Annotated in this window: 22 protein-coding genes, 1 tRNA gene and 1 riboswitch; of the genes, 6 read left to right on the top strand and 17 right to left on the bottom strand. The window is 71.0% G+C overall.

Annotated elements, in window-relative coordinates; translation table 11 throughout:
• Nucleotides 1-189 precede the first annotated feature (189 nt).
• The 4 genes from HDA39_RS08665 to HDA39_RS08650 are packed head-to-tail and all read left to right on the top strand — an operon-like array spanning nucleotide 190 to nucleotide 5,484.
• Nucleotides 190-849 carry an MBL fold metallo-hydrolase gene (locus tag HDA39_RS08665; protein WP_184794710.1) on the top strand — a complete coding sequence of 220 codons (660 nt, stop codon included), beginning with the start codon at nucleotides 190-192 and terminating at the stop codon, nucleotides 847-849.
• A 57-nt stretch (nucleotides 850-906) separates the two neighbouring features.
• Entirely contained in the window at nucleotides 907-3,999 is a 3,093-nt protein-coding gene (locus tag HDA39_RS08660; protein WP_184794709.1) for an AfsR/SARP family transcriptional regulator, read from the top strand.
• Nucleotides 4,000-4,030: 31 nt separating this feature from the next.
• Nucleotides 4,031-4,912 (top strand): alpha/beta fold hydrolase, encoded by an 882-nt coding sequence (locus tag HDA39_RS08655; protein ID WP_184794708.1) that lies wholly within the window; start codon nucleotides 4,031-4,033, stop codon nucleotides 4,910-4,912.
• Nucleotides 4,912-5,484: a TetR/AcrR family transcriptional regulator gene (locus HDA39_RS08650; protein ID WP_184794707.1), complete on the top strand. Its 573-nt coding sequence runs from the start codon at nucleotides 4,912-4,914 to the stop codon at nucleotides 5,482-5,484. Before HDA39_RS08655 ends, HDA39_RS08650 begins: the two co-directional genes overlap by 1 nt.
• Before the next feature lie 46 nt (nucleotides 5,485-5,530).
• On the opposite strand, the gene HDA39_RS08645 is transcribed toward HDA39_RS08650, so the two are convergent.
• The 17 genes from HDA39_RS08645 to HDA39_RS08565 form a co-directional block, all read right to left on the bottom strand.
• Nucleotides 5,531-5,603 (bottom strand) — tRNA-Pro (locus tag HDA39_RS08645).
• A gap of 70 nt (nucleotides 5,604-5,673) precedes the next feature.
• Complete coding sequence (gene der / locus HDA39_RS08640) at nucleotides 5,674-7,053, bottom strand: ribosome biogenesis GTPase Der (RefSeq protein WP_184794706.1); 1,380 nt, start codon at nucleotides 7,051-7,053, stop codon at nucleotides 5,674-5,676.
• Nucleotides 7,046-7,774, bottom strand: a complete 729-nt coding sequence (locus tag HDA39_RS08635) for a lysophospholipid acyltransferase family protein (RefSeq protein ID WP_184794705.1) — start codon at nucleotides 7,772-7,774, stop codon at nucleotides 7,046-7,048. Before HDA39_RS08635 ends, der begins: the two co-directional genes overlap by 8 nt.
• Nucleotides 7,771-8,463, bottom strand: coding sequence for a (d)CMP kinase (cmk, locus tag HDA39_RS08630; protein ID WP_184794704.1), 693 nt, complete (start codon nucleotides 8,461-8,463; stop codon nucleotides 7,771-7,773). The genes HDA39_RS08635 and cmk overlap by 4 nt, the downstream gene beginning before the upstream one ends.
• 10 nt (nucleotides 8,464-8,473) lie before the next feature.
• A complete protein-coding gene (locus HDA39_RS08625; protein WP_337925679.1) occupies nucleotides 8,474-9,565 on the bottom strand; it encodes a prephenate dehydrogenase in 1,092 nt (363 codons plus the stop codon).
• Nucleotides 9,562-9,930: a chorismate mutase gene (gene aroH, locus HDA39_RS08620; RefSeq protein ID WP_184794703.1), complete on the bottom strand. Its 369-nt coding sequence runs from the start codon at nucleotides 9,928-9,930 to the stop codon at nucleotides 9,562-9,564. Before aroH ends, HDA39_RS08625 begins: the two co-directional genes overlap by 4 nt.
• 210 nt (nucleotides 9,931-10,140) lie before the next feature.
• The gene (locus HDA39_RS08615) at nucleotides 10,141-11,004 is read right to left on the bottom strand and encodes a bifunctional 5,10-methylenetetrahydrofolate dehydrogenase/5,10-methenyltetrahydrofolate cyclohydrolase (protein WP_184794702.1); all 864 of its coding nucleotides are present in this window, start codon (nucleotides 11,002-11,004) and stop codon (nucleotides 10,141-10,143) included.
• Nucleotides 11,005-11,036: 32 nt separating this feature from the next.
• Nucleotides 11,037-11,126, bottom strand: a riboswitch (ZMP/ZTP riboswitch).
• Nucleotides 11,127-11,131: 5 nt separating this feature from the next.
• Nucleotides 11,132-13,939, bottom strand: a complete 2,808-nt coding sequence (locus HDA39_RS08610) for a glycoside hydrolase family 84 protein (protein WP_184794701.1) — start codon at nucleotides 13,937-13,939, stop codon at nucleotides 11,132-11,134.
• 104 nt (nucleotides 13,940-14,043) lie between these two features.
• On the bottom strand, nucleotides 14,044-16,620 hold the full coding sequence (locus HDA39_RS42185; RefSeq protein ID WP_184794700.1) for an FtsX-like permease family protein: 2,577 nt from the start codon (nucleotides 16,618-16,620) through the stop codon (nucleotides 14,044-14,046).
• Nucleotides 16,617-17,327: an ABC transporter ATP-binding protein gene (locus HDA39_RS08600; protein ID WP_184805741.1), complete on the bottom strand. Its 711-nt coding sequence runs from the start codon at nucleotides 17,325-17,327 to the stop codon at nucleotides 16,617-16,619. Before HDA39_RS08600 ends, HDA39_RS42185 begins: the two co-directional genes overlap by 4 nt.
• 401 nt (nucleotides 17,328-17,728) lie before the next feature.
• On the bottom strand, nucleotides 17,729-18,373 hold the full coding sequence (locus HDA39_RS08595; protein ID WP_184794699.1) for a GNAT family N-acetyltransferase: 645 nt from the start codon (nucleotides 18,371-18,373) through the stop codon (nucleotides 17,729-17,731).
• A gap of 152 nt (nucleotides 18,374-18,525) precedes the next feature.
• Nucleotides 18,526-19,140, bottom strand: coding sequence for an NUDIX domain-containing protein (locus HDA39_RS08590; RefSeq protein ID WP_184794698.1), 615 nt, complete (start codon nucleotides 19,138-19,140; stop codon nucleotides 18,526-18,528).
• A complete protein-coding gene (gene prcA / locus HDA39_RS08585) occupies nucleotides 19,137-19,988 on the bottom strand; it encodes a proteasome subunit alpha (protein WP_184794697.1) in 852 nt (283 codons plus the stop codon). The genes HDA39_RS08590 and prcA overlap by 4 nt, the downstream gene beginning before the upstream one ends.
• Before the next feature lie 27 nt (nucleotides 19,989-20,015).
• Nucleotides 20,016-20,855: a proteasome subunit beta gene (gene prcB, locus HDA39_RS08580; RefSeq protein ID WP_184794696.1), complete on the bottom strand. Its 840-nt coding sequence runs from the start codon at nucleotides 20,853-20,855 to the stop codon at nucleotides 20,016-20,018.
• Between the two features lie 8 nt (nucleotides 20,856-20,863).
• On the bottom strand, nucleotides 20,864-21,076 hold the full coding sequence (locus tag HDA39_RS08575; RefSeq protein ID WP_184794695.1) for a ubiquitin-like protein Pup: 213 nt from the start codon (nucleotides 21,074-21,076) through the stop codon (nucleotides 20,864-20,866).
• Nucleotides 21,077-21,150: 74 nt separating this feature from the next.
• Entirely contained in the window at nucleotides 21,151-22,671 is a 1,521-nt protein-coding gene (gene dop / locus HDA39_RS08570; protein ID WP_184794694.1) for a depupylase/deamidase Dop, read from the bottom strand.
• A gap of 57 nt (nucleotides 22,672-22,728) precedes the next feature.
• The gene (locus tag HDA39_RS08565; protein ID WP_184794693.1) at nucleotides 22,729-23,094 is read right to left on the bottom strand and encodes a MerR family transcriptional regulator; all 366 of its coding nucleotides are present in this window, start codon (nucleotides 23,092-23,094) and stop codon (nucleotides 22,729-22,731) included.
• Nucleotides 23,095-23,146: 52 nt separating this feature from the next.
• Between HDA39_RS08565 and HDA39_RS08560 the strand changes: the two genes are divergently transcribed.
• Complete coding sequence (locus HDA39_RS08560) at nucleotides 23,147-23,803, top strand: SDR family NAD(P)-dependent oxidoreductase (RefSeq protein ID WP_238356009.1); 657 nt, start codon at nucleotides 23,147-23,149, stop codon at nucleotides 23,801-23,803.
• A gap of 10 nt (nucleotides 23,804-23,813) precedes the next feature.
• Nucleotides 23,814-24,311, top strand: coding sequence for an NUDIX hydrolase (locus HDA39_RS08555; protein WP_184794692.1), 498 nt, complete (start codon nucleotides 23,814-23,816; stop codon nucleotides 24,309-24,311).
• Nucleotides 24,312-24,333 lie beyond the last annotated feature (22 nt).

The following is a 24,333-nucleotide window of genomic DNA, read 5'->3' as shown; positions in this document are numbered from 1 at the left end:
GGGTTCAGGGACGGGCCCGGTCAAGGCTAACGAGGGCCACCGACAAAAACTTCCGGACCGGCTCCCGGGGGCCGTCTTCGAAAGTATATTCGATCGCCACACACCCGACGAACGAGCGGTACCCGCCTCTGGTTACTCCGACACGGGCAACCGTTCCGCCGCTGGCGGACAGGGTGCAAGGATCGACCCATGAGCGATTACCACGGCAACGTCCACGTGGGCGGGCCCGCGCAGACGCACGAGCTGGCCCAGCTGATGATCTCCAAGGTCGCGGTCGGGCCGATGAACAACAACGCGTACCTGCTGCGCTGCCGGCAGACCGACGAGCAGGTGCTGGTCGACGCGGCCAACGACGCGCACACGCTGCTCACGCTGATCGGGGCCGGCGGGATCAGCCGGGTGATCACCACGCACCGCCACGGCGACCACTGGCAGGCACTCGGCGAGGTCGTCGCGAAGACCGGGGCGGCCACGATCGCCGGCCGGTACGACGCGGAGGGCATCGACGTACCGACCACCACCGAGGTCGAGGACGGCGACGAGATCACGTTCGGCGGCGTCGGCCTCCGGGTGATCCACCTGGTCGGCCACACCCCCGGCTCGATCGCTCTCCTGTACGACGACCCGAAGGGCGCCCCTCACCTGTTCACCGGCGACTCGCTGTTCCCCGGCGGCGTCGGCAACACCCAGGGCGACGCCGAACGCTTCGCGTCCCTCATCGACGACGTGGAGTCGAAGCTGTTCGACCAGCTCCCCGACGAGACCTGGGTCTACCCCGGCCACGGCGCCGACACCACTCTCGGCACCGAACGCCCCCACCTGGCGGAGTGGCGCGCCCGCGGCTGGTGAGCCGTCGGTAGGGTGAGCGGCCAGCCACGGGACCGAGCGGACGGTGCGGGAGATGCAATGACGGCGGCCGTGCGTTTCCACCTCCTGCGGCCGCTGTCCATCGAGCGCGACGGCCGGGCGCTGGTGCTGGGCGGGAAGCCGCGCCTGCTGCTCGCGGTACTGCTCCTGCGGTCCGGTACGCCGGTCCCTCACGACCGGCTCGCCGAGATCATCTGGGGCAACGACCTGCCGCGCAACGTCCGCGGGTCGATCCACACCGTCGTGTCCCGCCTCCGCGCCGCACTGGGCGACAGCGGCGACCTGATCCAGGCCACGTCGAGCGGCTACCTGGTCGAGGTAGGCCCCGACCAGCTCGACCTGCTCCGGTTCCGGCAGTTGCTGGCAGCAGCTGAGACCGCACCGGACCAGCGACGCGAGCTGCCCCTGCTCCGCGACGCGCTGGACCTGTGGCGGGAGGGTGCCCTGACCGGGTTCGACTCTGACGAGCTCACTCGGGAGGACCTCGCCGAGCTGCACGAGCTCAGGCTGACTGTCCTGGAGCGCCGGGTCGAGCTGGACCTCTCACTGGGCGGGCAGTTCGACCTCGTGCCGGAGCTCCGTCGGTTGGTCGCTCAGCACCCGCTGCGTGAACGGCTGTGGAGCTACCTGATCCAGGCCCTGGCCCAGTCGGGTCGGCAGTCCGATGCGCTGGCCGCCTTCCACGACGTACGCCGGTTGCTGGACGACCAGCTCGGGATCCGCCCCGGCCAGGAGCTGCGGGACGCTCACCAGGCCGTACTCCTGGGCCACCCCGTACGACGCGACACCAGGCCCGGCGACTGGCAGCTGAGCAACCAGCTCCCGCTGCCGCCGTCCCACTTCAGCGGACGCGCCAAGGAAGCCGAACAGGTCCAGGCAGCCCTCGCCGGCAGCGACACCGAGATCCCGGTCGCCGTCATCTCCGGCGTACCCGGTGTCGGTAAGTCGGCTCTGGCCGTCCGGGTCGCGTACGACGCCGCGCACCGCTTCCCCGACGGCCAGTGGTTCGTCCAGCTGGCCGGTGCCAGCCAGTCCCCGAGTACGCCGGCCGCCGCGCTCGCCGATCTCCTCGTGGCCAGCGGTGTCCGCTCGCAGGACGTACCGGCCGGGCTGGAGGCGCGGTCCGGCCTGTTCCGCGCCCGGCTGGCGGGCCGCCGGGTGCTCGTCCTGCTCGACGACGCCGCCGACGCCGAGCAGGTCCGTCCGCTGCTCCCGGGTACGACGAACTGCGCCATCATCGTCACGAGCCGCCAGCGGCTCAGCAGCCTGACCGCGCTGATCGGTGCGCAGCCGCTCTCCCTCACGCAGCTGCCGGACGACGACTCCCAGGCCCTCCTGTCCACGCTGCCAGGTCGGGACAGGCTTGCTCGCTCGCAGGTCGCTGAGCTGGCCGAGCTGTGCGGTCACCTGCCGCTGGCGCTCCGGATCGCCGCCGCGCAGATCATGGACGGCACCGATGTCGACCACTACCTCACCGAGCTGCGCGAGGGACTCCGGCTCGACGGGCTGACGCTGCACGACGACACCTCGGCCGCAGTCCGCAGCACGTTCGGCACCGCGTTGCGGGCGCTGGATCCGCAGCTGGCCCGGCTATTCGCTCTGCTGGGTCACGTCACGGGTCCAGACCTCACTGCGGCCGCAGCGGGCGCCCTGCTCGACGTACCGGAGTCAACCGCTTCGCAGCTCCTGCAGCAGCTCACCGAAGCGTCCTTGCTCGAAGAGCACCACACCGGGCGCTACCGGCTGCACGACCTCCTCCGGAGCTACGCGGAGGAGCTGGCACCCCAGTACGACGGCAGCAGCGCGGCGCGACACCGTCTGCTCGACAACTACCTCGACGGCCTGGGCAGAGCCGCCGCGGCCTTTGCCACCAGCAACGCTGGTCTCCTGCGCCCGCTGCCGGCCAGCGCTCCCCCGGCTGACGACGTAGCGCTGGCCTGGCTCGACTCCGAACGGCCGAACCTGGTCGCCGCCACTCTCGACGCCGCACGCCGCGGACCACACGAGACCGCGTGGCTCCTGGCCGAGCGCCTGATCCTGTACTTCGGCGGCCGAGGTCTTGCGGACGACTGGCGATCCACAGCCGAGGCAGGGCTCAGGGCGGCCGAGGCGGCCGGCCACGACCTCGCACGAGGAGCGATGCTCCGCTCGCTCAGCAGGCTCTTCGCCAACACCGGCGACCTCGTGGCGTCCCGTACGACGATCGCGAAGGCGCTGGAGGCGTACCGGCTGGCCGGCGACCTGCCAGGCGAAGCACGGTCGCTGAACCAGCTCGGAGTACTCGAGGCGAACCTGACCTCGGCGACAGCCGCGCTGGCCCTCTTCCGGCAGGTCGCCGAGCTGTGGGACCGGATCGGTGACCGGAAGGCGGGGGCGACCGCCCGGCTGAACATCGCCTCGATGCTGCGGCAGTCCGGTCGACTCACCGAGGCTCTCCCCGCCGCCCTGGAGGCGAGGCGGCGGCTGGAGGAGTTCGGGGACCTCCGCGACTCCTACGCCCTGCACCTGCTCGCGCACATCCACCAGGACCGTGGCGAGCTGGACACCGCGCTCGCGCTGCAGCAGGAGGAGGTCGCCGGGGTGCGGGCCAGCGGCCGGAGTCAGGACCTGGCCGAGTCCCTGGAGCGGCTAGCCGCCATCTATCGCGACCGCGGCGAGTACCCGGCTGCCCGGCGTACGGCGCGGGAGTCGGTGGACCTCACCATCGAGGTGCACGACGAGCTGGTCGAGTGCCACGCCAGGGCGACGCTCGGCGACGCACTGCTCGGCCTCGGCCAACTCCCGGCCGCACTCAAGGAGTACGACGCGGCGCTGGCCATCGCTGAGCGCGTGGAGTCCGCCGAGATCCAGGTCCGCAGCATGCTCGGACTCGCCGCGGCGCGGCTTGCTGCTGGCGACGACACCGCGCTGGCGACGGCCGAGGAGGCTGCCCGCCGAGCAGCCGACCTGGACATGCGGGTGCTCAGGGGCCGCGTGCTCGCCGTACTGGCCAAGGCAAGACTCGCAGCCGGTGCACTGACCGAAGCAGAAGCAGCCGCCCGGGCCGCAGTCGAGTTGCACGAAGAGGCCGGCGCGCTGGTGCACCTGACGGCCGCCCAGAAAGTCCTGTCCGACATCGTAGTGACCAACTGATCTATTCTGGTCACAACGATGAGGAGCCGGCATGGACGTACGACGGACGACGGTCGCCGTAACGGGCGCGACGGTCTCGCTGCTGGAGTGGGCACCGGTCGATCCGATCGGCCCGGCCGTCCTACTGCTGCACGGCGGCGGGGCCGACAACGCCGAGCTCTCCTGGGCGCAGGTCGGCGCCACGCTCGCGGACGCGGGCTACCGCGTGATCGCCTCTGACCACCCCGGCTTCGGGCAGAGTCCGCGGGCGAGCTGGCCGCTGACGCAGCAGCACCTGATCCAGTACGTCGGCGAACTGGCCGACGTACTCGGCCTCGACGACTACGTGATCGGCGGTCTGTCGCTCGGCGGAGGCCTGGCGCTCGGGCATCTCCTCGACCGGCCGGGTGCCGCGCGCGGTGCGATGCTCCTCGGATCGTTCGGGATCATGCCGCGACTGACCGACGGCCCGTTGAGCCGGGCGAATCAGCTCACCACCTACGCCCTCCTGCGCTCCGGCTTGCTCGCCGCCATGACGCGCGGGTACGCACGCAACCCCGGCGCGATGGAGCGCGGCCTGCGCGCGATCGTCCGCAACCCGGCGGCGCGGACGCCGGAGCTGGTCCGGGCCGTCGTCGACGAGGCCGCGTCGGGCGAGAGTCTGCGGACCTTCGGCGAGTGGCAGCGCGATCAGGTGTTGTGGGACAGACTCCGCACCGACTACACCGATCGCCTGCCCGGGATCCCGACCCCTGTCCTCCTCGTCCACGGCGACCGGGACAGCGGCGTACCGATCGCTCGCGCGCGGGCCGCTGCGGAGCTCCTCCCCCACGCGACACTGCTGACGGTCGACGGCGCTGGGCACTGGGTGCAGCGCGATCGGCCGGACCTGGTCGTACCGGCCCTGCTGGACTTCGTCCGAGGGCTCGGCTGATGCCGCGCCCGCTCGTCCCGAACCGGCGCGAACGGCTCCTGGACGCCGCCGAGGCGCTCGTGCTCGACCGCGGTTTCGACGCGATGAGCGTCGCCGCGATCGCTGCCGCGGCGGGGATCGGCAAGGGCGCCGTGTACCTCGAGTTCGCCGGCAAGCGCGAGATCCTGGACGCGCTGCTGCGCCGGGGTACCGAACGCCTCCAGGCCGCGGCCGATCTCGGCGCGCGGCCGCGGCTCGGTGCGGCGTACCGAGCCGCCGTACGGGTTCTACTGGAGGACCGGTTGATGACTGCGGCGTTCCTCGACGACCGGGGTGTGCTCGGCAGCCATGTCGGCACGGTCACCGACGGCCGGTACCGCGAACGTCACCAGGGCGTTGTCGAGTGGCTGCGATCCCTGCAGGCACAGGGAATGCTGGTCGCCGACGTCGCGCCCGAGCACGTCGCCCTCGCGTTGTCGAGCGCGACGATCGGCCTGCTGTCGGCGGCACGGCTGATCGGGCCGCTCGACGCCGCGCAGCTCGAGGGCGCGCTCGACGCACTCGCCCGGATGGCAGCGACCTTCGAGCCCTGAACGACGAAAGCCCTGGTGAGAGGTGCCTCTCACCAGGGCTTGTCCGTCGGGCTGGCCAGACTTGAACTGGCGACCCCCGGTCCCCCAGACCGGTGCGCTACCAACTGCGCCACAGCCCGAACCGCCTGCTCCGAAGAGCGAGCGGGTAAACCTTACCCCATCACCGGGAGTGCTTTCGCACCGGGCCGATCAGCGTTTCGCCTTCTTCTGCCGGGCCCGGATCTGGACGTGCACGGGACTGCCGACGAAGCCGAAATCCTCGCGCAGGCGGCGTTCGATGAACCGCTGGTACGACGGCTCGATCTGCCCGGAGGTGAAGATCGCGAAGGTCGGCGGCATCGTGGTGGCCTGGGTGCCGAACAGGATCTTCGGCTGCTTGCCGGACCGGACCGGATGGGGGTGCGCGGCAACCAACCGGCCGAGGAACGCGTTCAGCTGGCCGGTCGGGACACGGGTCTCCCAGCCGTCCAGCGCCGCCTCGATGGCCGGGACCAGCTTCTCCATGTGCCGGCCGGTCAGGGCGCTGATGTTCACCCGGGGGGCCCAGCGCAGCTGAACGAGATCGCGGTCGATCTCCTTCTCCAGGTAGTAGCGCCGGTCCTCGTCGACCATGTCCCACTTGTTGTAGGCGATCACGAGCGCCTTGCCGGCCTGCTCGACCATGTCCATGATCCGCAGGTCCTGCTCGGTCATCGGCTCCGAGGCGTCGACCACGACGACGACCACCTCGGCCCGCTCGATCGCGCTGTTGGTCCGCAGGCTGGCGTAGTACTCGTGGCCCTGGACGTTCTTCACCTTGCGCCGGATGCCGGCGGTGTCGATGAAGCGCCACTGCTTGCCACCGAGCGTGATCAGCTCGTCGACCGGGTCCACCGTGGTGCCGGACACGTCGCTGACGACGACCCGGTCCTCCTTGGCGACCTTGTTCAGCAGGGAGGACTTGCCCACGTTCGGCTTGCCGACGACCGCGACCCGGCGCGGTCCCCCGCTCTCGGGGTCGCGCTCCGGCGGCGCCTCCGGCAGGGCGGCCAGTACGGCGTCCAGCATGTCGCCGGTCCCGCGCCCGTGCATGGCGGAGATCGGGAACGGCTCGCCGATCCCGAGACTCCACAGGTTCATCGCCTCGGCCTCGACCCGCTGGTCGTCGACCTTGTTCGCGGCGAGTACGACGGGCTTGCCGGACTTGCGCAGCACCCGGACCACGGCCTCGTCGGCGTCGGTGATGCCGACGGTCGCGTCGACCACGAACAGCACCGCGTCGGCGGCGTGGATCGCGACCTCGGCCTGGGCGGCGACCAGCGCGGCCATCCCGACCGCGTCCGGGTCCCAGCCGCCGGTGTCGACGACCGTGAAGGACCGGCCGGCCCAGTCCGCGTCGTACGAGACGCGGTCCCGGGTCACGCCCGGGGTGTCCTCCACGACCGCCTCGCGGCGGCCGATGATCCGGTTCACCAGCGTCGACTTGCCGACGTTGGGGCGGCCCACGATCGCCAGGACGGGCACGGGGCCGGTGTCGTCGTCGCGCGACGGCTCGGCGTCGTACTCGTAGCCGGTGGGCAGGTCACTCATCAGGATCCTTCTGGTCTGGCTTGCCCGGAAGCGGGTGGCCGGTGGCTGCGACGGCGGCCTGGACATGCGCCCGCAAGACGTCGCCGATCTGGTCGGCCACCGCCCGTACGTCGGTGTGCCTCCGAGGAAAGGGTACGCGCTCCACGGTGAAAGGTTCGCCGTACACGACGTCGACCCGGCTCCCCCTGGGGGGATACCGCTCCACACTGCCACCCGGCAGGCGGGTGCCGAGCAGGGCTACGGGCAGGATCGGGGCCCCGGTGACCATGGCCAGGTAGGCCACTCCGGTCCGGATCCTGCGGAAGTCGCCGCGGCCACGGGTGCCCTCGGGGTAGATGCTCATCACGTTGCCGTCGCGGAGCACCTTGATCGCCTTCCGGATCGCCAGCACGTCGTACGTCGTCCGGTCGACCGCGATCTGCCCGGCCAGGTGCAGGAACTTGCCCTGCAGCCCGTTGAACGCCTCGATCTTGCCGAGCTGGTGCAGCATCCGCGGCGCGGTCGCGCCCAGCAGCGGGCCGTCCAGCAGGCCGACGTGGTTCGGCGCGAGCAGCACCGGTCCGGTCCGCGGGAACAGGTCCTCGTGGTGGACGGTCAGGGCGTAGCGCCAGCGCAGGTACGGCCTGATGATGTGCCGGACCACACTGCCCGTCCGGTACGGCAGCGTCGGCAGGTCGTCGGTGCGGGGCAGCTCCTGGTGCCTCGTCAGTTCGGCTGTCATGACTCCCGCGGGTCGCGTGGCGGCGCGGCCTCGGCCTCCTTCGCGAGCCGGCTGATCACGTCGATGACCTCCTCCAGGGTCAGGTGGGTGGAGTCGATCGTCACCGCACCGTCCGAGGCGACCTCGAACTGCGACACGGTGGCGTCGTCGGCGTCCCGGCGGACGATCTGGTCGCGCAGCTGCTCCGCGGTCAGCGCCCCCTCGGCCAGCTCGGCCTTGCGGCGGGCCATCCGGGCGTCCTGGTCGGCGGTCAGCAGCACCTTGAGCTCGGCGTCGGTGGCGACCACGGTCGCGATGTCACGTCCCTCGACCACGATCCCGCCGCCCGGCTGGGCGTCGTCGATGATCTCGCGCTGGCGCCGGATCAGCTCCTTGCGGACCTCGAGGTTGGTGGCGATCCTCGACACGTTCTCGCTGATCCGCGGGTCACGGATCGCCTCGGTGACGTCGGTGCCGTCAGCGGTGAAGTGGGCCAGCTGCGGGTCGGTGCTGATCCCCAGGTCGACCGCGCGGGCGCGCTCGGCGACCGTGGCGGTGTCGGTCAGGTCGAGCCCGGCCTCCAGCACCGACCAGGTGACGGCGCGGTACATCGCACCGGTGTCCAGGTACTTCAGCCCCAGTCTGGTGGCCACTCCGCGGGCCGTGCTCGATTTACCGGAACCGCTCGGGCCGTCGACAGCGATGATCATGGGCGGAAGGTTACCGGTGCACGGACCAGCCGCGCTCGGTCAGTACGTCGACCAGCTGCTCCACCGACGCCGGTTTGACCGCCAGCTCGACCTCACCGACCGGCCGGCCCGGGCTGTGATCGATCCGCAGGTCCTCGACGTTGGCGCCGGACGCGGCCGCGTCGGCGAACAACCGGGCCAGCTGGCCGGGGCGGTCGGGGATCGTGACGAGGACGGGGACGAGCTCGATGTGCGGCGTACCGTGCTTGCCCGGGACGCGGACCGCGCCGGAGACACCGCGGCGCAGTACCGCCGTGACCTCGTCATCGGTTTTTTCCTTGCTCAGGGCAATCAACAGCCGGTCCAGCTCGTCGCGGATCTGCTCCAGCAGGCCGCTCAGCGCGGGCGAGTTGGCCGCGACGATCTGGGTCCACATGCCGGGGTCGCTGGCGGCGATCCGGGTGACGTCGCGCACGCCCTGGCCGGACAGCTCCAGATGCTCGGTGGGTGCGTCGACCAGCGTGCCCGCGGCCAGCGACGACATCAGCTGCGGCAGGTGCGAGACGCGGGCGACGGCCAGGTCGTGGTCCGGGACGGACAGCTCGACGGTCCGCGCGCCACACGCCTCGGCGAGCCGTCGTACGAGCTCGACGGCGGCCGGGTCGCTGGTCTCGTGCGGGGTGATCGCCCAGGTCGCGCCCTCGAACAGGTCGGCGCGACCGGCCAGCGGGCCGTTGCGCTCCGAGCCGGCCATCGGGTGGCTGCCGACGTACCGGGTGAGGTCGCCTCCGCGGCCGGCGGCTTCGGCGAGCGCCTTGGCGTCGGCGAGGGGTTTGCCCTTCACGCTGGCCGCGTCGGTGACGACGGCGTCGGTCTGCTCCAGCTGCTCGGCGATGACCGTGCCGACGTGGTCCGGCGGGACGGCGACGACGACGAGCTGCGGCTCGAGCTGGACCAGGCGCGAGCCGGCGCCGATCCGCTCGGCCATCAGGGCGTTGTCCGGGTCGCCGTCGACCAGCTCGACGACCACGCCGAGGCGCGCGAGGGCCAGACCGATCGACGTACCGATCAAACCGGTGCCGACGATCCGCACCGGCCCGCGCAACGCGGCAGTCTCTGTCACTGGGCGCCCGTCAGGTCCGGGCGCAGCGCGGTGGCGCCGTGCAGGTAGACGTGCTGGATCTTTTCCCGCGACCGCGCCGACTCGGTGTGCAGCATCATCCGGACCACCCGCGGCAGAGCGTGCGGAACGGCGATCTCCTGCATGCACATCAGCGGTACGTCGGTCAGGCCGATCTGCCGGCCGGCCACCGCGGGGAACTCCGAGCTCAGGTCGGGCGTGACGGTGAACAGGATGCTGATCAGGTCCTCGGAGCTGAGATCGTTCGCCTCCAGCACCGCCCGGACCAGCTCGGCCGTCCGCTCGAGCAGGTGCTCGCGCTCGTCCGCGTCCAGCTGGGTGGCACCCCGGATCGCCCGTACCGCCACTGTCCTGCCTCCTAGATCACCACGTCCCGCACCGCTCCTCGGCGCTGGACACCAGTCTCAACATTAGGTCAGACCGCCACCTCGCCGCTCACCCGTCTCGCCACCGCCCCCTTACGTCCGAAGAACCGCGCTGCGTCCGAAGTACCGAGCGCTATAGCCTCGGGTTCTTCGGACGCATGCGGGTTCTTCGGACGCAAGGGGGTTGCGGCGTCAGCTGCGGGCGTTTTGCGCTTCCGCCGCGTCGACGGTCTGCTCCAGCAGGAGGGCGATCGTCATCGGGCCGACGCCGCCGGGCACAGGCGTGAGCAGGCTCGCGACCGCCGCGGCCTCCTCCGCGTGCACGTCGCCGACGTTGCCTTCGTTGTACCCGGCATCGACCACGACGGCGCCGGGCTTCAGCCACTCACCGCGGACGAAGTTCGGCTTGCCGACCGCAGCGACCACGATGTCGGCCTGACGCACCAGTGCCGGCAGGCCCTTCGTCCGCGAGTGCGTGTAGGTGACGGTCGCATTAGATGCCAGCAGCAACATTCCGGCCGGCTTGCCGAGGATCGGGCTGCGGCCGATGACGACGGCGTGCGCACCGGACAGCGGTACGTCGTACGTCTGCAGCAGCCGCAGGATCCCGCCGGGGGTGCACGAGCGGAAGCCCGGCTCGCCGAAGGCCATCGCGGCGAACGAGTGCATGGTGACGCCGTCGACGTCCTTGGCCGGCGCGATCGCCTCGAACGCGGCGCGCTCGTCGATCTGCGCCGGGACCGGGTGCTGCAGCAGGATCCCGTGCACGGTCGGGTCGTTGGACAGCCTCGTCAGCTCGGCGACCAGCTCTTCAGTGGTGGTCGACGCCGGCAGCACGACGCTGACCGAGCCGATGCCGGCCTTCTTGCTCCGGTTCTGCTTCATCCGTACGTACGTCGCCGACGCGGGGTCGTCCCCCACCAGCACCGCCGCCAGGCAGGGCTGGACGCCGGTCTCGTCCTGCAGCTTCTTGGCGCGGACGGCGGCCTGGGCCACCATGTCGGCGGCGAGGTCGGTACCGATCATCGGCCGGGCGGTGTTGTTGTCTGAAGTCATACGGCGCGCTCCTTCGGGCGTCGGCGAACACTCGTCGTTGCCCAGGCGCGCGGCTGCAGCCGAAGATCCGGCGGGCCGTTCCCCGGTGGTGACCCACCTGAACGCCAGTAGCGGCCCGCCGGCCAGTTTACCCAGTCGCCTTGCGCAGGATCACCTCGGCGACCTGCGGCGCGGTCGCCCCGGCGGTCCACCGCACTCGCACGGCATCGACCGTGCCGCTCACCCGAAGCGCCGTGTACGCCGAACGCACCACACCAATCTCCCGCCAGCCCGCAGCGGTGTGGACGTCCACCCGACCCGCCGCGACCGCACCGGCCCGCTGCAGCACGGTCACCCGATCCACCACAGCCGCAGCCGAGGCCGTCACGGTCAGCGCGTCACCCTCCCCCGGCCCCGCGCCCGCCACGTACGCCGTACCGACATCTCCGTCGACAGCCCGCGCCAACGCGGATCCCTCGGCAGGCGCTGGTCCACCGGAGGCCGTCAGCACCAGCTCGGACCCGTCCGTGACCTGAACCGATAGCTCTCTAACAACCAACCAGTTGGACGCATTAGCGGCCGAGGCCCGGTAGCGCACGTACCGCGCCTTCGTCCCGGCCGGAGCCGTCGCGCGGACCTCGGCGGACGTCGCGCGGGCCAGCTCGGTCCACGTCTCGCCGTCCGCCGACCACTCCAGCGCCCCGGACTGGATGAAGTCGTCCGGGCTCCCGTCCTTGCCCATCAGTACGGCGATCGCGCCGATCTCCCGCGGCGCACCGAGGTCGACCCGGATCTCGTCGTTCGCCGCCGGAGCGCGGTTGCTCCAGTAGAACGTCGACTCGTCGCCGTCGACCATCCGGGCCGGCCCGTTCTCCGCGTACGTCGGGATGCTCGCCGTCGCCGTCCGCCGCGGCACCAGTCCCATCCACTCGTCGTGCACCTGCCCGGCCCGCGCCAGGAACGTGTCAACCACGCCCTCGCCGATCCGCGGGTAGGTCCCGGAGTGCGGCTCCCGGACGTCCCGGATCGCTTTCGCCTGACCAGTCAACTTGTCGACTTGCTGACGCTTCGCCCAGGCCGTCGCGCCGTCACCGTCGTCGATCGCGGCCAGCAGCGCGAGGGACTGCTCGAGCGCTTGTCCCCACAGCACCGTCGCATCCAGCCACGCCTTCGCCTCGTCGCCGAACGCCGGGTCGATCACCCCGGCACGGATCTGCGCGGGGGCCCGCGTCACGGCCTGGAAGTAAGGCCGCAGCTTCCGGATCGCCCTCTCCCCGGCCGTGGCGCCGCCCTTCGCGTCGTCCCCGTACGCCGTCCAGAACGCGTCGATCCGCGCGGCCAGCTCCGGCGCGGACTCCGGGTGCAGCGTCGTGTCGTACGTGTTCAGGTCCGCGAACACCTTCAGCGCCTCGATCGTCCGCCGATCCCCGCCGGCCCGCTCGGAGAGAGCGCGTTCCCAGGCCGCTCGCTCGTCGTACGTCGACGGCTTCCAGCCCAGCTCGGCGAACGCGGAGAGCGCGATCTTGCTGACCGCGGCCTGGTTCATCGGGTTCGAGATCACGCCGACGACATGGTCGGCGATGCCTCGTTCGCGGCCGCTGTAGTCGGCCAGCAGCAACCGCCCGGCCGCGTAGTCGTTGACCGGGTAGTTGTCCCAGATCAGGATGTCGTGGCCGAACACCGCCTTCGCCTGGGCGGCCTGCGCGGCGGTAATCGTCTTCGGGACCACACCGATCCCCGTCCAGTGCACGACGACGGCCGCGTCCAGCTGCTCGCGCAGCGCCTTCTTGTACGGCGTCTCGGAGACGTTGTAGTACTCGGTCGGCACCATCTGCAGCGGGGCGACTCCCGGCTTCGTCGCGACCCACTCGCGCTGGATGCGGTTCAGCAGCTCACTCTGCGCCTGACCCGCCGCGCCGCCACCCGTGCCGTACTTGGCGCGGTCGGCGTCGCAGTGCCAGGTGTTGTAGTCGATGTCGTCGAGCGGGACGTTGAACGACCGCGCCCCCAGTGCGTACAGCGCCTCGAACTTCGCGACCAGCGCCTGGTAGTCGGCGTCGGCGGTGTAGCAGATCGACAGGCCTGGCGAGAGCGCGAAGGTGAAGTCGACCTTGTTGCCCCGGGCCCGGTTCACCAACTCCCCCAGCTTGGCGAGCTTGTCCGCCGGGTACGGATCGCGCCACTGCTCACGGTGGTACGGGTCGTCCTTCGGCGCGTACTCGTAGGTGTTCATCCGGTGCGCCCCGAGGTAGTCCAGGTGGTCGAGCCGATCGGCGTGCGACCACGGCGTCCCGTAGAACCCCTCGATCGACCCGCGGTACCGCATGGTCGGCCAGTCCCGGATCTCGATCCCGGCCAGCTGCCGTCCGTACGCCGAGTGCCCGGCGACGACGGTCGCGGGCTGACCGCCGGCGAGCTCGTCCGCTGCCGTGCGCTGACCGGGCACCAACTGGTCCAGGGCGCGTGCGGCATAGTACGTCCCGTCCTTGTCCACACCGGCGAGCACGACGTGGTGACGTCCACGATGGGTGCCCACAGCAACGACATACCCCTCGGCCGGGAGCCCGGCCGGCGAGGCGACGTCGAGGTCCTCCAACGCACGGTCGTTGCCGCCGAGCCAGACGGTGACATCGGTCCGCGGATCCGCGCCGTCGGTGACCCGAATCGTGCGGACGCCCGCACGCTCGAGCGTCGCGCGGACGACCCGTTCGGCATCGGCGTCGGTGGTCGGACCCCGAACCAGCCCGACGGTCCGGCCGAGCTCGAAGCCGTCCCGGCGCGGGGTGGTCTGCTGAGGCTCGGGGTTCACCGACGCCTTGCCGGAGCTGATGGTCGCCACCGCGCCGGGAGACGTCCGGCCGGGAGGCGTCCGGCCGGCTTGGGCGGACAGAGCGAAGGGCTGGACGGCGAGTGCGAGCGCGGCGGCAACTGCCATCGCTGGGCCGAATCGGCGCATGAGCAACTCCTCGGGGCGGAAGGTGTGCGCTCTCAGTCATTCATTGCGCACAAGTGCTCGTCAAGAGCCCGTGCTGCCCAGATCCGGACACTTCAACCGGCCGATCAGTCGCGGAGGCCGATGGCGTCCACCGGTCGATGGCGTAGCACCCGACGCGTGGGCAGCATGATCGAGAGCAGCCCGAGCAGCACCACTCCACCCGCGGTGAGCGCGGTGGTGACCGGCGAGAACGCCGGGATCACCTTCGCCCCCTCGCTCAGCCCGACCGTGACGCCCACCATCGGCGGCAGACACAGCACCGCACTGACCACGAGCGCGACACCGATCACCACGGCCGCCTCGACCAGCATCATCCGGCGGACCTGCCGCCGGCCGAGGCCGACCAGCCGGAGCAGCGCGAACTCACGCCGCCGGGCCGTCGTACTCATCACCAGGCTGTTGGCGACGTTGATCGCGACGTACCCGAAGAGCGCGGCGAGCAGGATCAGATTCGTCCACCGGTTGAGGTCCAGGCCGGCCTGCTGGGCCTCCGCCATCGTCCGGCGATCCGCGAGCACCACCCCGACGTCACCCGCGAACCGCTGGGTGAGGGCCGAAGCCAGCGCGCCCGCGTCGACGCCGGATCCGGCGCGGACGAGCACCGAGTCGTCCAGCCGTGTGGACAGGTGATCGAGCAGTACGTCGCGCGGCAAGGTCACATCACCGAAGCCCATGCCGTTGTGGTAGATCGCCACGACCTCAGGTGTCAGCCGCGTACCGTCCCCGAGGAACAGCTCGACCTGGCGCCCCAGCCCGGTCCGGGTCTGCTGCGCCGCAGACTCGCTCAGCGCGACGGTCCCCGGCCCCTCGAGCCGCCCGAGGTCGCCGTGACGAACGTCCAGGTCGAGCGTGCTCGCCAGATTCGTCGCGTCCACGCCCTGCGCAGGGAAGCCCAGCACGGACTGCGCCGCATCGTCACCGAGGTCGGTGTACCTGATCGTCGCGGGCCCTCTGGTCACCGCCGTCGCGGTCTGTACGCCGGGCACCGCGCGGATCTCGTCGACCAGGCCGGGCGAGAGTCCCGCCCCCGCGCCGGCCACGACGAGATCGGCCACCACGCCCTGGTCGGCCTGCCGGCCGGCCTCCTTCACCTGCGCGGCACCGACCGAGACCTGGACCACCATGATCGTGATCGCCAGCACGAGCGGTACGACGGCGCCGGCCACCCGCCGCGAGTTCTGGGTGAGATTGGCCGCGGCCAGGTAGCCCGACGCACCGCCGGAACGCCGCAGGACCGGACCGACGAGCGTGAGTGCGCCCTGCACGATCCGCGGCCCGAGCAGCGCCACGGCGATCACCAGGACAAGCGACGAGGTCGCCGCGACGATCGTGCCGACCTCACCGGCGACGAACACCGGAACCGCGCACATCACCAGGCCGCCGCCCAGCAGGACGAGCCCGATCAGGGTCCGGACCGGACCGAGCTGCGGCGTCTCGACGCTCGACTCCCCCAGCGCCTCGACCGGGCGGATCTTGACCGCGCGGCGAGCCGACATCCAGCCGGCCAGCCGGGCCGTCAGGACCGACAGCAGCACCGCGACCACGATCGGGACGGGCAGCAGCGACAGGCCGTAGTCGGCCGGGATCACGCCGATCCGGACAAAGGCCGCGCGCAGCAACCACACGAGCGCGTAGCCGAGCACCGCGCCAGGCACCGAGGCGGCGAGCGACACGATCAGGATCTCGGCGCCGATCATCCGGTGCACCTGTCGCGGTGTCGCGGCGACCGCACGGAGCAGCGCGAACTCACGCCGCCGCTGCTGGATCGACAACCCGAGCGTGCCGGCCACCACGAACATCGCGACGATCGCCGCGATGCCACCGAACGAGCCCGCCACCGCCATCAGCAGGCCGGAAGCGGCCGAGGAGTCCTGGAACTCCAGCTTGCCCCGGTCGTCGCCGGTCGCCGTGGTCACCGAGTCGCCCAGGCGCTGCTCGATCGCGTCGGCCAGGTCCGCCCGGTCGACTCCCGGCGCGGCCAGCACACCGACGGCGTACAGCTGGCTGGGTTTGCCGGACAGTTGCCTGGCCACCTCGTCGGTGAACAGGACCACCGGCTCCCGGAAGGATCCGCTCGGCGGGTCGACGATGCCGGTCAGCCGGTACGACGCCGGCCGCGACCCCACCGCGAGTCTGACCTGGTCACCGATCGCGTAGCCGCCGGCCGCCGCGGCGTCGCGGTCGAGCGCGACGTCGTACCGGCCGGTGGGCAGCGCGCCGTCCCGGACGAACAAGGGGCCGAGGGCAACGGAACTGCGGCCGTGGCCGGACGGCGTACCGCCCTCCTCGCCGCGGACCAGCGCGCCGGACTTGCCGGCGAGGGTGAGACGGAACGAGTAGTCCGGCACGGCCCGGGCGACGCCGGGGACGGCCGCGATCTCGGCGAGCCGGTTCGCGTCCAACGGGACGTGGTCGCCGAAGTCGCTGTCGGGCGATTCGGCGACGGCGAGCTTCTGGTCGGCCGCGACGACCACCGACGCGCCGGCGTACCGCTCGGGGCTGATGCCGGCCAGCAGACCGGACTGCAGCAGGAAGCCGCACGCGGACAGCAGCGCGGCACCGCAGAACAGGGCGATGAAGGCACCGGCGAAACCGGACCGGCGGGACTTGACCGTGCTCCAGGCGAAGGCGAACACGATCACCACTCCCCGAGGTGGGTCAGGTGCGCGGCGACGGTGTCGGCGGTCGGCTCGGTGAGCTCGCCGGCCAGCCTGCCGTCGGCCAGGAAGACGACCCGGTCGGCCCACGACGCGGCGATCGGGTCGTGCGTCACCATCAGGATCGTCTGGCCGAGCGAGTCGACCAAGGAACGCATCAGCTGCAGCACCTGCTTGCCGGTCCGCGAGTCGAGTGCTCCGGTCGGCTCGTCGGCGAACACCGCCTCCGGCCGGGTGATCAGCGCCCGTGCGATCGCGACCCGTTGCTGCTGACCACCGGACAGCTCGCTGGGCCGATGCGTGAGCCGGTCGGTCAGGCCGACCTCCCGCACGACCTGGGCCAGCCACGCCTCGTCCACCGGTACGCCGGAGAAGCGCAGCGGCAAGGTGAGGTTGTCGCGGACCGACAGCGACGGGATCAGGTTGTAGGCCTGGAAGACGAACCCGATCCGGGTCCGGCGCTGCACGGTCAACTGCTTCTCGTCGAGCCGGGTCAGCTCGGTGTCGCCGAGCCAGACGGTGCCGGACGTCGGCTGGTCGAGCCCGGCGGCGCAGTGCAGGAACGTGCTCTTGCCCGAGCCCGACGGTCCCATCACCGCCGTGAAACTCCCCCGCCGCAGGCCGAGCGAGACGCCGTCAAGCGCCTGCACCCGAGTCGTCCCGGTCTGGTAGGTCTTCGTCACCGAGTCCAGCGTGACCGCGTACGCCGGGGCGTCCGGCGTGACCGCGTCCGCCGGGGCGACCGCCGACGTGACCGCGTACGCCGGGGCGCCCGCCGACGTGACCGCGTCCGCCGGGGCGACCGCCGGCGTGACCGCGTCCAGCGTGGCCGAGTCCGCCGGCGTGACCGTGTCCGCCGGCGTGACCGAGTCCAGCGTGGCCGAGTCCGCCGGGGCGTCCGCGACCAGCACGGCGGTACCGCCGGCCTGCTTGTCGCGCCCTCTGCGTGCCTTGAACATGTGACCAACCTTCCGAACCGTGCGAGACGTACCAGGACGTCTCTCACGCTAGAAAGATCGGGCCGCGGGCACAGTCCAGCCAGAACCCGGCTTCGGGGTGCAGCCTGCTCTACCACCGGGTCCTTCGGTGGCCCTCAGCTCGGGTCGACGAACCAGTCCCGGCACTCGTCGAGCCCGGCGATCTCGACCTTGGGGCGCTCGACGGCGAACCAGTCCTCGCGGGTCAGCCGCAGCCGGTCCGACACGATGGGCTCGCCGTTCAGGACATCGCGCGAGATCCCGTCCGGCCGGTAGCCGAGTTTGCGGGAGACGCCCTGGGAACCGGAGTTGTCCTCGAACACCTCCGTGCGCGCCGCCACGGCGTCCAGCCCCTCGAAGGCCAGGTGCAGCAGCGCGCTCCGCGCCTCCGTGCCGTACCCCTGTCGCTGATGCGCCAAGCCGAGCCACGACCAGGTCTTCACCTCACGCAGCACCCGGAACTCGCTGCCCATCAAGCCGACCAGACCCAGCGGCATGCCGTCGCGGAAGACACCGAGCTCCAGGTCCCACTCGTCCGGGGTCCACGATCCGAGGTGGGTCCAGTGCTGCTGCACCACACCCCGCGCCCGCGCGGCCGGCTCGTCGGGCCACGCCCTCAGGAAGGGGTGCTCCCCCGGCCGGCTGATCCCGGCGGCGGCGACGTCGGCGATGTCCGACAGCTCCTCGTCGGTCGGAGGACGCAGGACGAGCCGGTCGGTCGTCAGCCGGAGATTCCGCAAGGGCCAGTGAGTGGTCAGCACGCCCGTCATCCTGTGCGCATCTCCGCGCGCTCGCAAACCTTTTAGCCGCCCGGCGTCCCTGCTCATGCCCGCCGCCGCCCCCTGTTCCTTCCGTGTTGAGGGTACAAGCGACGCGGACGAGGGGCGCCGAGTTGTCCACAGGCCCACGAGGCTCAGAGCAGGCCGGCGTGGTCCAGGGCGAGGTATGCGGCGTCGGTGCCGGTCATTGCGCCGGGGGTGCGGAGTTCGCGGCGGAGTTCGTCGACGGTGAGCTCGATCGGGACGATGTCCTCGAAGTCGTCGAGTGCCTGCGCGCTGGTCGGGCGGCAGTCGCGGGCGACGGCGACGAACTTCGGGTACGTCGAGGAGGCGGCGGACCACATCCAGCCGACCACCTCGATCGAGCCGCAGGTGTAGCCGGTCTCCTCCTGCAGCTCACGGCGGCCGGCGTCGACCGGGTCCTCGCCTGGGTCGATCAACCCGCCGGGCAGGTTCGTGACGACCTGGTCCGGGCCGGCCCGGAAGAGGCGGATGGCAACGATCCGCCCGTCGGGCGTCAACGGCAGCACGGTGATCCCGCCGGCCACGCCCGCGGTCTGCCGAGGACCGAACACGTCCCAGTCGGCCTCCCGCCCGTCGGGCAACCGGTACCGCCGAAGGTTCACGGTCAGGAATCCGTCGTAGACGTTCTTCTCGCCCAGCAGTTCCCAGGGTTTCGGGTCGCCAGGGCGAACAATGCCGTCCACCCCCGGAGTGGGGGCGGACGGCATCAGGTTCTCGTCCGTCACAGCGGCTTGTTGTCTTCCGGGTCCTCCGGCGGGGCGATCGGAGCGTCGTCATCGCCGGCGTCGTCCGTGCTGCTGCTCTCGTACGAGCCGCCGTTGACCGGCTCGGCGCCCTCGGTGTGGGCCGACGGCTCGGACGGTGCGGTGTCGGGTCGCGACTCCGACAGGATCCGGGCCAGGGTCTCTTCCGAGATGCGCTTGAACTTGCGGACCTGCGTGCGGGTCCGGTCGAGGATGGCGACCTCGATCTGGTCCGGCTCCAGCTGGCGGACGTCGCTGGAGTCGTGCCCGAGCGCGTCCACGGCGAGCCGTAGCGCGCCGGCCAGCGAGATGCCGTCGGAGTAGTGCTCCCCGACGTACTCGGCGACCTGCTCGGCCGGGCCGCCCATCACGGCGTACCCCCGCACGTCGGCGATCGAGCCGTCGTAGGTGAGCCGGTAGATCTGGTCCTCGGCGGACGTACTGCCGACCTCGGCGACCAGGATCTCGACCTCGAGCGGCTTCTCACCACCGGAGGAGAAGATCGCGCCGAGCGTCTGCGCGTACGCGTTGGCCAGGGCACGGCCGGTGACGTCGCGACGGTCGTAGGAGTACCCGCGCATGTCGGCCAGGCGCACGCCGGCGATCCGCAGGTTCTCGAACTCGTTGTACCGCCCGACGGCCGCGAAGGCCATCCGGTCGTAGATCTCGGCCACCTTGTGCAGGGCGGGCGACCGGTTCTCGGCCACGAACAGGATGCCGTCGGCGTACTGCAGCGCGATCGCGCTGCGGCCCTTGGCGATGCCCTTCCGGGCGAAGTCCGCCCGGTCCCGCATCAGCTGCTCGGGTGAGACGTAGAAAGGAGTGCTCATCGTGATCCTCTACTGGGGAGACCGGGCTCAGGAGAGCGGGGCGGCGGGGCCGTCGGGACGCTGCAGCCGCGCGCCGACCACGGTGTCGACGATCTCGCCGACCTCCGCCTCGGGCAGCCGCTGGTAGCCGTCGGCCGTGACCACGCCGATCACCGGGAAGATCCGCCGGGCCATGTCCGGCCCACCGGTCGCGGAGTCGTCGTCGGCCGCGTCGTACAGCGCCTGGATGGTCGCCGTGACGCACTCGGTCGCCGTCATCCCCTCCCGGTAGAGCTTCTTCAGCGAGCCGCGGGCGAACAGCGAGCCCGAGCCGACGCTGTGGAAGGCCTGCTCCTCGTACCGCCCACCGGTCGGGTCGTAGGAGAAGATCCGGCCACCGGACAGGTCGTGGTCGAAGCCCGCGAACAGCGGCACGACCGCGAGGCCCTGCATCGCCATCGGCAGGTTGCCCCGGATCAGCGCGCTGAGCCGGTTCGCCTTGCCGTCGAGCGACAGCGTGGTGCCCTCGAGCTTCTCGTAGTGCTCGAGCTCGACCTGGAACAGCCGCACCATCTCGATCGCGAGGCCCGCCGAGCCGGCGATCCCGACGCACGAGTACTCGTCGGCGGGGAACACCTTCTCGATGTCACGCTGGGCGATGATGTTGCCCATCGTGGCGCGCCGGTCGCCGGCCATCACGACACCACCGTCGAAGGTGGCCGCGACGATCGTCGTACCGTGCGGGACGTCTTTGGACAGGTCACCTGTCCCCAGGGACCGCCGTCCGGGCAGGAGGTCGGGCGCGTGCCCGGCCAGGAAGTCCATGAACGACGAGCCACCTGGGGTCAGGAAGGCTTCCGGCAACCGGCCGGAGGCATCGAATGTCATCTAGCGGTTCACTCCCCACCCTTTTGCACGAAGCCGCGGACGAACTCCTCCGCGTTCTCCTCGAGCACCTCGTCGATCTCGTCGAGGATCGAGTCGACGTCCTCGTCGAGCCGTTCCTTGCGCTCGGCGACGTCCTCCGACGCCTCGACCTGCTCGACCTCTTCCTCGGTGGTCGAACGCTTGGGCTGCTTGTGCTGCTGCCCACCGCCGTCTTTCGCCATGGCACACCTCCTAGAACGCCGCCTGCGGCGGCCGCCCAACCGACCCTCCGCTGTGCGCTTTCTTTGGCAAGACCCTACCCGGCTGCGCCCCCAGTAATGGTGCGAACCAGGTCACTCGCGGTGTCGCACTGGTCGAGAAGCGCTCCGACGTGCGCTTTCGTGCCCCGCAACGGATCCAGGGTCGGGATCCGCTGCAGCGATTCACGCCCCGGAAGATCGAAGATCACCGAGTCCCAGGACGCGGCCGCGACCTGCCCGGCGTACTGCTGCATGCAGCGGCCGCGGAAGTAGGCGCGGGTGTCCGTCGGCGGGTGCGAGACGGCCATCCGGATCTCCTCGTCGGTGACGATCCGTTGCATCCGGCCGGCCTTGACGAGCTTGAAGTACAGCCCCTTGTCCGGGCGCAGGTCGGCGTACTGCAGGTCGACCAGCGCCAGCTTGGAGTCGTCCCAGGCCAGGTCGTCGCGGTCGCGGTACGACTGCAGGAGCTTGAGCTTGGCGACCCAGTCGAGCTGGTCGGCCAGCAGCATCGGGTCGATCGCGAGCTGGTCGAGGACCTGCTCCCAGCGGTGCAGCACGTCCTTGGTCTGCCGGTCCGCGTCGTCGCCGTACTTGTCCTCGACGTACTTGCGGGCCTGCTCCAGGTACTCCGTCTGCAGTTGGACGGCGGTCAGCTTGCGGCCGTCCTTGAGCGTCATCAGGTGCGTGCAGGTCGGGTCGTGGCTGATCTCGTGCAGCGCGGTCACCGGCCGGTCGACGCTCAGGTCGTCGGTCAGCCAGCCGTCCTCGATCATCGACAGCACCAGCGACGTCGTCCCGACCTTCAGGTACGTCGAGATCTCGGACAGGTTCGCGTCGCCGATGATCACGTGCAGCCGCCGGTACCGGTCCGGGTTCGCGTGCGGCTCGTCGCGGGTGTTGATGATCGGCCGCTTGAGCGTCGTCTCCAGGCCGACCTCGACCTCGAAGTAGTCGGCCCGCTGGCTGATCTGGAAGCCGTGCCCGGCGCCGTCCTGGCCGATCCCGACGCGCCCCGCGCCGGTGACCACCTGACGGCTCACGAAGAACGGCGTCAGGTGCCGCACGATCGACGCGAACGGCGTCGACCGGCGCATCAGGTAGTTCTCGTGCGACCCGTACGACGCGCCCTTGTTGTCGGTGTTGTTCTTGTACAGGTTCAGCGGCGGCGCCCCCGGGATCTGGCGGGCCTGCCGCGCGCCCTCCATGATCACCAGCTCGCCGGCCTTGTCCCACACCACGACGTCGCGCGGGTTCGTGCACTCCGGCGCGGAGTACTCCGGGTGGGCGTGGTCGACGTACAGCCGGGCGCCGTTGGTGAGGATGACGTTGGCCAGGCCGGTCTCCTCGTCGGTGAGCTGGCTGGAGTCGGCCACCTCCCGGCTCAGGTCGAAGCCGCGCGCGTCCCGCAGCGGGTGCTCCTCGTCGAAGTCCCACCGGGTCTTGCGCGCCAACGGCTGCGTCTGCGCGTAGCCGTTCACCACCTGGCTCGAGGTCAGCATCGGGTTGGCCCCGGGCTGGCCGGGCACCGAGATCCCGAACTCGGTCTCGGTCCCCATGATCCGCCGCACACTCATGTTCACGAGCCTACGCGGTCCGGCCGACCAAAGCCGCCGTACGAGCCGGTGCCCGCGTCACCGAGGTCCGTGGACGGCCGCTTCCAGCAGGATGTCGAGCACTTCCTGGGACGTGTTCAGCCGGCTGATCTCGGCGGCGACGCGAGCCCGCTCGGCCTGCAGACCGTCCACCATGCCAGGGCAGCCGGACAGGACCGGCCGGGCCGGATCGCCGTGCACGCACTGCAACAGCCCGGCGATCGTCGCGGTCGGAAGGCCCGCGGCCAGCAGGTTCTTGATGTGGCCGACGACGGCCGGCGCCTGGTCGTCGTACTGGCGGTAGCCGTTGGTGCCGCGGGCCGACTCGAGCAGGCCCTGCTGTTCGTAGTACCGGATCATCCTGCGGCTCACGCCGGTCCGGCTCGACAGTTCACCGATCAGCATCTGGGCCTCTCTCGTCTTGACCTTCACACCGGTGTCACGGCCTACGGTCCTGATGACAGATGACAACACGGTCGAGGGAGCAGACATGCCGGGCGTTGTGGTGATCGGTGCGGGGCCGGGGATCGGGCAGGCGGTCGGGCGCCGGTTCGCGCGGGAAAGACTGCCGGTGGCGTTGATCTCCCGGCGGCTGGTTGACGTGGAAGGAACGCTGGCGCTGGCCGCCGACAGTACCGACGAGGCCGCGTTGACGTCCGCGCTGGACAAGGCCGTCGCCGAGCACGGGACGCCTGACGTGGTGGTCTACAACGCGGCGAAGATCGCCGCGGACCGGATCGGCGACCTGACCCTGCGCGAACACCAGGACGCCTGGGCGGTCAACGTCGGCGGCGCGATCACCGCGGCCGCCCATCTCGCGCCGGCCATGATCACGAACGGTGGTGGCTCGTTCCTGATCACCGGCGGCATGCCCGAGACCAAGCCGGACTACGTGAGCCTCTCGCTCGGCAAGGCCGGCGTCAGGGCGCTCGTGAGCCTGCTGGACCAGACGTACGGCGCAGGCGGTCTCCACGCCGCCACGGTGACCGTCTACGGCTCGGTGGCACCCGGTACGGCGTTCGACCCGGACGCCATCGCCGAGGAGTACTGGGCGCTGCACCGGCAGCCGCGGGACGAGTGGATCCACGAACTGGACTACACCGGCTCCGTGTGAGACTGCGGGCATGGACGAACTCGTGGCCCTGGTGGACGCCGACGGCGTGGTCTGCGGCTCCGCGCCGCGGTCGGTGATGCGGCGCGACAACCTGCGGCACTCGGCGACCGGCGTACTGGTGCGCAACTCGGCCGGTGACGTGTACGTCCACCGCCGGACGCCGACCAAGGACGTCTTCCCCGCGCACTACGACTTCATGGCCGGCGGGGTGATCGCGGCCGGCGAGCACCCGTACGACGCGGTGGTGCGCGAGCTGGCCGAGGAGCTCGGGATCAGCGGCGTACCGCTGGAGAAGCTGCCCGAGGGCGACTACGCCGACGAGTCCACCGACTACCACGCCTACCTCTACGCGTGCCGCTGGGACGGACCGGTCCGGCACCAGCCGGAGGAGGTCGAGTGGGGAGCCTGGATGCCGCTGCCTGAGCTGATCGCTCGCCTCGACGATCCGGCCTGGATCTTCGTCCCCGACTCGTCCGCGCTGCTCGGCGACTACCTGCGGACGCTGTAGGCAACCTTTTCGGGGCCGGGCG

This window comes from Kribbella italica, assembly GCF_014205135.1.
Classification (GTDB): Bacteria; Actinomycetota; Actinomycetes; order Propionibacteriales; family Kribbellaceae; genus Kribbella; species Kribbella italica.
This window is presented reverse-complemented; position numbering and strand designations above follow the sequence as displayed.

What these genes read in the sequence shown, in the direction of transcription:
- HDA39_RS08660 (WP_184794709.1), top strand. Translation starts at nt 907, where the DNA reads ATGACGGCGGCCGTGCGTTTCCACCTCCTGCGGCCGCTGTCCATCGAG.
- dop (WP_184794694.1), bottom strand. Translation starts at nt 22,671, where the DNA reads ATGAGTGTGCGGCGGATCATGGGGACCGAGACCGAGTTCGGGATCTCG.
- HDA39_RS08555 (WP_184794692.1), top strand. Translation starts at nt 23,814, where the DNA reads ATGGACGAACTCGTGGCCCTGGTGGACGCCGACGGCGTGGTCTGCGGC.
- HDA39_RS08615 (WP_184794702.1), bottom strand. Translation starts at nt 11,004, where the DNA reads ATGACTTCAGACAACAACACCGCCCGGCCGATGATCGGTACCGACCTC.
- der (WP_184794706.1), bottom strand. Translation starts at nt 7,053, where the DNA reads ATGAGTGACCTGCCCACCGGCTACGAGTACGACGCCGAGCCGTCGCGC.
- HDA39_RS08565 (WP_184794693.1), bottom strand. Translation starts at nt 23,094, where the DNA reads ATGCTGATCGGTGAACTGTCGAGCCGGACCGGCGTGAGCCGCAGGATG.
- HDA39_RS08610 (WP_184794701.1), bottom strand. Translation starts at nt 13,939, where the DNA reads ATGCGCCGATTCGGCCCAGCGATGGCAGTTGCCGCCGCGCTCGCACTC.
- cmk (WP_184794704.1), bottom strand. Translation starts at nt 8,463, where the DNA reads ATGATCATCGCTGTCGACGGCCCGAGCGGTTCCGGTAAATCGAGCACG.
- prcB (WP_184794696.1), bottom strand. Translation starts at nt 20,855, where the DNA reads ATGACATTCGATGCCTCCGGCCGGTTGCCGGAAGCCTTCCTGACCCCA.
- HDA39_RS08560 (WP_238356009.1), top strand. Translation starts at nt 23,147, where the DNA reads ATGACAGATGACAACACGGTCGAGGGAGCAGACATGCCGGGCGTTGTG.
- HDA39_RS08635 (WP_184794705.1), bottom strand. Translation starts at nt 7,774, where the DNA reads ATGACAGCCGAACTGACGAGGCACCAGGAGCTGCCCCGCACCGACGAC.
- HDA39_RS08575 (WP_184794695.1), bottom strand. Translation starts at nt 21,076, where the DNA reads ATGGCGAAAGACGGCGGTGGGCAGCAGCACAAGCAGCCCAAGCGTTCG.
- HDA39_RS08655 (WP_184794708.1), top strand. Translation starts at nt 4,031, where the DNA reads ATGGACGTACGACGGACGACGGTCGCCGTAACGGGCGCGACGGTCTCG.
- HDA39_RS08650 (WP_184794707.1), top strand. Translation starts at nt 4,912, where the DNA reads ATGCCGCGCCCGCTCGTCCCGAACCGGCGCGAACGGCTCCTGGACGCC.
- HDA39_RS08665 (WP_184794710.1), top strand. Translation starts at nt 190, where the DNA reads ATGAGCGATTACCACGGCAACGTCCACGTGGGCGGGCCCGCGCAGACG.
- prcA (WP_184794697.1), bottom strand. Translation starts at nt 19,988, where the DNA reads ATGAGCACTCCTTTCTACGTCTCACCCGAGCAGCTGATGCGGGACCGG.